Annotated in this window: 8 protein-coding genes; 6 read left to right on the forward strand and 2 right to left on the reverse strand. The window is 72.5% G+C overall.

The genetic code is table 11. The features are described from left to right. The first annotated feature begins 161 nt into the window (after positions 1–161). The 3 genes from ACJA3G_RS26845 (at position 162) to ACJA3G_RS26855 (ending at position 2305) form a co-directional block, all read left to right on the forward strand. Positions 162–485 (forward strand): DUF2087 domain-containing protein, encoded by a 324-nt coding sequence (locus ACJA3G_RS26845; RefSeq protein ID WP_406555622.1) that lies wholly within the window; start codon positions 162–164, stop codon positions 483–485. A gap of 322 nt (positions 486–807) precedes the next feature. Then, on the forward strand, positions 808–1635 hold the full coding sequence (locus ACJA3G_RS26850) for a VOC family protein (RefSeq protein WP_406555623.1): 828 nt from the start codon (positions 808–810) through the stop codon (positions 1633–1635). An 88-nt stretch (positions 1636–1723) separates the two neighbouring features. Continuing rightward, positions 1724–2305 carry a PadR family transcriptional regulator gene (locus ACJA3G_RS26855; protein WP_406555624.1) on the forward strand — a complete coding sequence of 194 codons (582 nt, stop codon included), beginning with the start codon at positions 1724–1726 and terminating at the stop codon, positions 2303–2305. Here ACJA3G_RS26855 and ACJA3G_RS26860 read toward each other — a convergent pair. Then, positions 2302–2703, reverse strand: coding sequence for a signal peptidase I (locus ACJA3G_RS26860; RefSeq protein ID WP_406555625.1), 402 nt, complete (start codon positions 2701–2703; stop codon positions 2302–2304). The two genes, ACJA3G_RS26855 and ACJA3G_RS26860, sit on opposite strands and share 4 nt — an antisense overlap. A 32-nt stretch (positions 2704–2735) precedes the next feature. Beyond that, positions 2736–3527 carry an SDR family NAD(P)-dependent oxidoreductase gene (locus ACJA3G_RS26865; RefSeq protein WP_406555626.1) on the reverse strand — a complete coding sequence of 264 codons (792 nt, stop codon included), beginning with the start codon at positions 3525–3527 and terminating at the stop codon, positions 2736–2738. 210 nt (positions 3528–3737) lie between these two features. Here ACJA3G_RS26865 and ACJA3G_RS26870 point away from each other — a divergent pair, with 210 nt between their 5' ends. From ACJA3G_RS26870 to ACJA3G_RS26880, 3 genes are all read left to right on the forward strand, one after another. Continuing rightward, positions 3738–4859: a type III polyketide synthase gene (locus ACJA3G_RS26870; RefSeq protein WP_406555627.1), complete on the forward strand. Its 1122-nt coding sequence runs from the start codon at positions 3738–3740 to the stop codon at positions 4857–4859. 31 nt (positions 4860–4890) lie between these two features. Beyond that, positions 4891–6087, forward strand: a complete 1197-nt coding sequence (locus ACJA3G_RS26875) for a cytochrome P450 (RefSeq protein ID WP_406555628.1) — start codon at positions 4891–4893, stop codon at positions 6085–6087. Positions 6088–6122: 35 nt separating this feature from the next. After that, positions 6123–6530, forward strand: a 408-nt coding sequence (locus ACJA3G_RS26880; protein WP_406555629.1) for a cupin domain-containing protein, incomplete at its 3' end; no start/stop codon positions are given.

Genomic DNA, 6530 nt, shown 5'->3' on the forward strand with positions numbered 1-6530 from the left:
ATCCCCCACCCCCCTTGTACGGAATGTCCACCCCGGCACGACGATGGCACATGTGTTCGCTCAGCGTCGAGCACATGATCGGCCATCCCCGGGGGCCGACCGGCTCGGGGCGGGCGGAATTGCGTTGCCCGGCGGCCCCCGCATGAGGAAGGCTTCCCGCCATGTCAGCGAACCCCACCGGCGACGCGTCGGCCCCCACCACCGACGACACTCCGCACAACGCCGCCACCGGCTCGCACGCCGTGGCCGCGCTCTTCTCCCACGGCCGTCTGACGGCGATCCCGCGCAAGGCGGCCCGCCGTGAGCAACTGCTCGTCCACCTCAAGGAGACGCTCTTCGAGGCGGGACGGCAGTACACCGAACGCGAGGTCAACGAGGCGCTGCTCACGGTCCACGACGACTTCCCGGCGCTGCGCCGCTATCTGATCACCGCGGGCCTGCTGACCCGGACCCGCGACGGCGCCCGCTACGAGCGGGCCGCGTAGCCGAGAGGCCACCGAGCCCCGGGCTCGGTTGCGAGGTGCCTCGGGAGGGCGGAAGGTGATGCGGGGCGGCCGGTCCGGTGCCTCTTCCTCCCGGAACGGGGTATCCGTATCGGCGGACCCGGAACGAGACACCCGTGTCGCCCGCACCGCGGCCGGGCGCCCCGGGGGATCGCCCCTCCGCTACCGTGAGCGGCACCATACGCAGCGTAGCCATTACACTGCGCGACGGCACACCACCACAGGCGGCTGGGTGCGGGGCGCCCGATATGCGGGAAAATGGTGACCACAGGAAGCCGCCAAGCTAGAGCGATCGGCATCAGTGATGGACAGGACAACCACGGTCCCGGACCGCAAGGCCTCGTCGAGTGCGGCGGTGCTCGGGGCACCGTGCTGGGTGAGCCTCATGGCGCGCGAGCTCGAACCCGCGCTCCAGTTCTACGGAGCCGTCTTCGGCTGGACCTTCCGCGGCGGGCGGCTCGGCGAGCAGTTCCGGGTGGCGCTGGACGACGGCGAGCCGGTGGCCGGGATAGGAGCCCTGGCGCCCGCGCTGCAGGTGGCGGTGGCCTGGACGCCGTACTTCGCGGTCCAGGACGCCGACGCCACGGCGGCCCGCATCCGCGAGCGGAGCGCCACGGTCGCCGTGGGGCCGGTCGCCTTCCAGACGGGACGCGGCGCGCTCGCCGCCGACCGGGACGGTGCGGTCTTCGGCATCTGGCAGGGCAAGCTCGTCGACGACTGGGAGTCCTGGCGCGACCGCGAGCCGGCCTGGCTGCGGCTGCGCACCCGCAACGCCTTCGAAGCGGCGATCTTCTACGGCGAGGTCCTCGACTGGGCCGATGAGCGGCCGGGCTGCTGCGACGTACGGTACGAGGCGGAGGAGGTCGTGCTGCGGCACGGCGGCCATATCGTGGCCCGCCTCAGCTCGGGCGCCCTGGAAGCGGCGCCGGACCCGACCATCCGGCCGCACTGGGAGGTCCACTTCGTCACCACCGATGTGCCCGCCAAGACGGCGGCGGCCCGCGCCCATGGCGGCATGGTCATCGCCCAGGGCACGGCCGCGGGCGGCCCGTGGGCGACGATCCGCGACCCGGACGGCGCCACGTTCACCGTCAACACGCGCGCGGCAGCGGCGGCGAAACCCACCCCTTGACCCCGCCGGTTCCGGGCCCGCCGGGTCCGGCTCAAAGGCGCTGATCAGTCGCGAATTTGCCTGGTCGAGGAAGTGATAACTTGGCGCGATGGCACTGCGCAACGCCGTTCTCGCCGCGCTCCTGGAGGGCGAGGCCTCCGGATACGACCTGGCCAAGGGGTTCGACGCGTCCGTCGCCAACTTCTGGATGGCCACCCCGCAGCAGCTCTACCGCGAGCTGGAGCGGATGGAGTCCGACGGCCTGGTCCGAGCGCGGCTCGTCCAGCAGGAACGCAGGCCCAACAAACGCCTGTTCTCCCTCACCGACACCGGCCTCGCGGCCCTGCGCACCTTCACCGCGGCGCCTCCCCGCCCCAGCGCGATCCGCGACGAGCTCCTGGTCAAGGTGCAGTCCGTGGACGCGGGCGACGCCGCGGCCGTACGGGAGGCGGTGGCGGAGCGGCTGGAGCGGGCCCGGGCCAAGGTGGCCCGTTACGAACGGCTGCGGGACCGCCTGCTCGACGGGCGTACCGAGGACGAGTACCTGGCCCGTTCCCCACGAGTCGGCCCCTACCTCACCCTGCTGCGGGGCCTCGCCTTCGAGAAGGAGAACATCCGCTGGGCCCAGCGGACCCTGACGGTCCTGGACCGGCGCGCGGCTGCCGCCGAGCACGCGGCGGACACGCCCTAGCCGACCCGGTAGCCCGGCACCGAAGGCCAGCGGACCGTCAGGACGACGGACTCCTCCTCCGCGTACCAGGAGTGGTCCACCCCCTTCCCCCAGACGACGTAGTCGCCCTGCTCGGCCAACGTCACGGCGCCGCCCGGGAGTTCCACCCGGAAGCGGCCACTGATGAGCACCAGCAGCGCGGTGCGCTCCTCGCCGGTCACCCACTCCGCCCGCTCGTCGCCCCGGGGGTGGACGCCCCATTTGATCTCCACCGCGTCGCTGTGCCGCGGGTCCCCGGCGTCCTTGAAGTGCCCGAGCAGCCACCCCCGGTCCAGTGCGGCGTCCTTGCCCGCGTTGCCCGTGTACACCCCGTCGGCGCGCCCGCCACCAGCGGGAACGCCGTTCATGTCGATATCCATGGTGCCCATGGTGTCGTACCCCGGCCGGTGCCTCAGATCAGCGTGCGCCCCCCGTCCAGCGGCAGGAACGTGCCCGTGACCTTGCTGGACAGATCGCTCGCCAGCAGCACGACCGCGTCGGCCACGTCCTCCGCCCGGATCGCCCGGGGCAGGGGTGTTCCGGCGGCAACACGGGCGATCAGGGCCTGCTGGGACGGGCCCGCGTTGGCGTCGGTGGGGACGAAGCCGGGGGCGACGGTGTTCACCCGGATGTTGTCGGGGGCCAACTCCCGTGCCAGCGCCCGCCCGACCGCGTCCTGGGCGCTCTTGGCCGCCGTGATCTCGACGGGCACGGGATAGGGGTTGTGCGTGGCGGAGGCACCGATCATGACGATCGAGCCGCCGCCGCGGCGCCGCATCGCGGGGACGACGGCGTGGCAGCAGGCGAGCGTCGCGTCGAGCTGGGAGGCGACCGCGTCCCGCACCGAGGCGATGCCCTGCGGGGTGTCGACGAAGCATCCGGCCGCCCCCGCCCGGGCGGCGACCGCCTCGGTGCCGACCATCACATTGCAGACCAGGACGTCCGGCGCGCCCAGCGCCGCCGTGCTCGCCGCCACCACGGCCCGTACCTGTCCGAGGTCGCTGACGTCCCCCGCCACCGCCACGGCCCGCCCGCCGACCCTCTCGATGTCGGCGACCACTCCGGCCGCGGCCTGGGCGTTGCGGAGGTAGTTCACGGCCACGGCGGCCCCGTGCGCGCCCAGCGCGCGGGCGACGGCGGCGCCGATCCCCCGGCTCGCGCCCGTGACCAGAGCCACCCGGCCGTCCAGTAACGCCGATGACATACGTCCACTCCTCTTCGTTCGCCGCGGCGCCGCCCGGCCTCTGACGGCCCGGCGTCACACCCGCCACTCGTATGACACTTTTGTGTACTTTCAGCCGGATCTGAGGGGTCTTCTTCCTTAGGTCTGGAATGATCCACCACGGCTGTCCGGCAGCCCGCCCGAACCCCGCCACGAGACCGGGCGCCGTCTACCCCTCAGGATGTTCCGCCCATGGCCGTCTTGTGCCGACCTGCCGTCGCCGTGCCCGAGCACGTGATCACCTCTGAGCAGACTCTCGATCTGGTGCGCACCGTTCACGCCGACCATCCCCAGCTCGCACTCGCGCTACGCCTGATCGAGAACACCGGAGTGGCCGAACGGCATCTCGTCCAGCCTCTTGAGGACACGCTTCGCCACCCGGGCTTCGAGGTGCGCAACAAGATCTACGAGGCGGAGGCCAAGGCACGGGTGCCGCAGGTGGTGCGGCAGGCGCTGGAGACGGCCGAGCTGTCGCCGCGTGACATCGATCTGATCGTCTATGTCTCGTGCACGGGGTTCATGATGCCCTCCCTGACGGCCTGGCTGATCAACACCATGGGTTTCCGGCCGGAGACCCGGCAGGTCCCGATCGCCCAGCTCGGCTGCGCGGCGGGCGGCAGCGCGATCAACCGGGCGCACGACTTCTGCACCGCCTACCCGGGGGCCAACGTCCTCATCGTGGCCTGCGAGTTCTGCTCGCTGAGCTACCAGCCCACCGACGTGGGCGTCGGGACCCTGCTGTCCAACGGACTCTTCGGCGACGCCGTGGCCGCGGCGGTCGTCCGGGGCTCCGGCGGCACCGGCATCCAGCTGGAGCGCAACGGCTCCTACCTCGTACCGCAGACCGAGGACTGGATCGCGTACGCGGTGCGCGAGACCGGATTCCACTTCCTGCTCGACAAGAGGGTCCCCGGCACGATGGAGGCCCTCGCGCCCGTCCTGAGCACCCTCGCCGACCGGCACGGCTGGAACGCCTCCAACCTGGACTTCTACATCGTCCACGCGGGCGGGCCGCGCATCCTGGACGACCTCTGCACCTACCTCGGTGTGCCACCCCGGGCATTCCGCTTCAGCCGCGCCACGCTCACCGAGTACGGGAACATCGCCAGCGCCGTCGTCCTGGACGCCCTCCGGCGGCTGTTCGACGAGGGCGGAGCGGAGCACCGGGCCAAGGGCCTGATCGCCGGGTTCGGGCCGGGCATCACCGCCGAAGTCGCCCTGGGGCACTGGACCGTCCAGGGCGCGCCGGACAGGACCGCGGCGCCCGGGGAGTCCGCCGTGCCGAGCGCCGCCGTGCCGGAGCCCGCAGTCTGACCGCACACCACCGAGACAGGAGAAGAACGCCATGGCCGAACCGCAGATCCACTTCTGGGCGCCGCCGGACCTGCCGGGCCTCGCCTTCGACCCGCTGCTCGCCCGGCTGCTGCACGAGGAGCCGGTGGCCCGGGTGCGACTGCCCAACGGCGAGGGCCACGCCTGGCTCGCGACCCGCTACGACGACGTGCGGTTCGTCTCCGTGGACCCGCGCTTCAGCCGGCAGGCCGTGATGGGGCGCCAGGTCACCCGGCTCGCCCCGCACTTCATCCCGATGGACGGCGCCGTCGGGTTCGCGGACCCGCCGGACCACACCCGGATGCGGCGCGTGGTCGCCAGCGCCTTCACCGCCCGCTCGATGCGCCGCCTGCGCGACCACGCCCAGCAGGTCGCCGACCGCCTCCTCGACCGGATGGCGGACAAGGGCGGCCCGCTCGATCTGATGGCCCACCTCAACCGGCCGTTCCCGCTCGCCATGGTGTGCGCGCTGATGGGTGTACCGGACGAGGACCAGTCGAAGATGGCGCACTGGTCGGACACCATCATCTCCGCGGCGCGCGGCCGGGAGGCCAGCGAGCGGGCCAAGGCGGAGATGGCCGCGTACTTCCGCGACCTCATCGAGCGGCGCCGGGCCGAGCCCGAGGAGGATCTGGCCGGAGTGCTGGCGGACGCCCTGGAGAACGAGGTGCTCGACCGGGACGAGGCGGTCGGCCTCGCCGTGCTCATCCAGATCGGCGGCGCCCACGCGGTGCGCAACAACAGCGCCAACATGGTGTACGCGCTGCTCACCCGGCCCGGACACCTGGCCCGGCTGCGCGCCGAACCGGAGCTGCTCCCGCAGGCCGTGGAGGAACTGCTGCGCTACATCCCGCACCGCAACGCGGTCGGACTCTCCCGGATCGCCCTGGAGGACGTCGAGGTGGGCGGGGTGCTGATCCCCGCGGGCGACCCCGTCTACGTCTCGTACCTCACGGCCAACCGCGACCCGCAGGTCTTCGCCGACCCGGAGCAGCTCGACTTCGACCGGACGCACAACCCGCACGTCGCCTTCGGCCACGGCCCCCACTACTGCCCCGGCGCCACCCTGGCCCGGATGGAGTCCGAGATCCTGCTGCGCTCGCTCTGGGACCGCTTCCCCGGTCTGCGGCTCGCGGTGCCGGAGCGAGAGCTGGTGTGGGAGCGCGGGGCGCTGATCCGCGGGCCCAGGGAACTGCCGGTGCAGTGGTGAGGACCGTCGAGGAGCCGTACCGAGAGGAGAGAGCCGTGGACGACCCCGGCCCGTACACCCGCCCGACCGAGGGTCTGGTGATCCCGCCCGGCGGCGGCCGGACCGTCAGGACCGCCGCCCAGCAGGTGACCTTCAAGGTCACCGGGGCGCACTCGACGGTCGCCTCCACCTTCGAGGTGGTGGTGCCGCCCGGTTTCGACGTCGGCGCGCACGCCCACAGCCGCAGCGAGGAGCTGTTCTACCTGCTGGAGGGTGAGCTGGACGTGCTGGCCTTCGAGCCGAAGGTCCGCACCCGCGACGACTGGCGAAAGTGGGAGTCGCCGTCCGGTCTGCGCCACGTCCGGGCCACCGCCGGGACGATGRTCCTGGTGCCGCCGGGCTGCCCGCACGCCTTCGCCAACCCGACCGGCCGCCCCGCCCGGATGCTCTTCCAGGCATCCCCG

This window comes from Streptomyces sp. YS-3 (genome assembly GCF_045257485.1).
GTDB lineage: Bacteria > Actinomycetota > Actinomycetes > Streptomycetales > Streptomycetaceae > Streptomyces.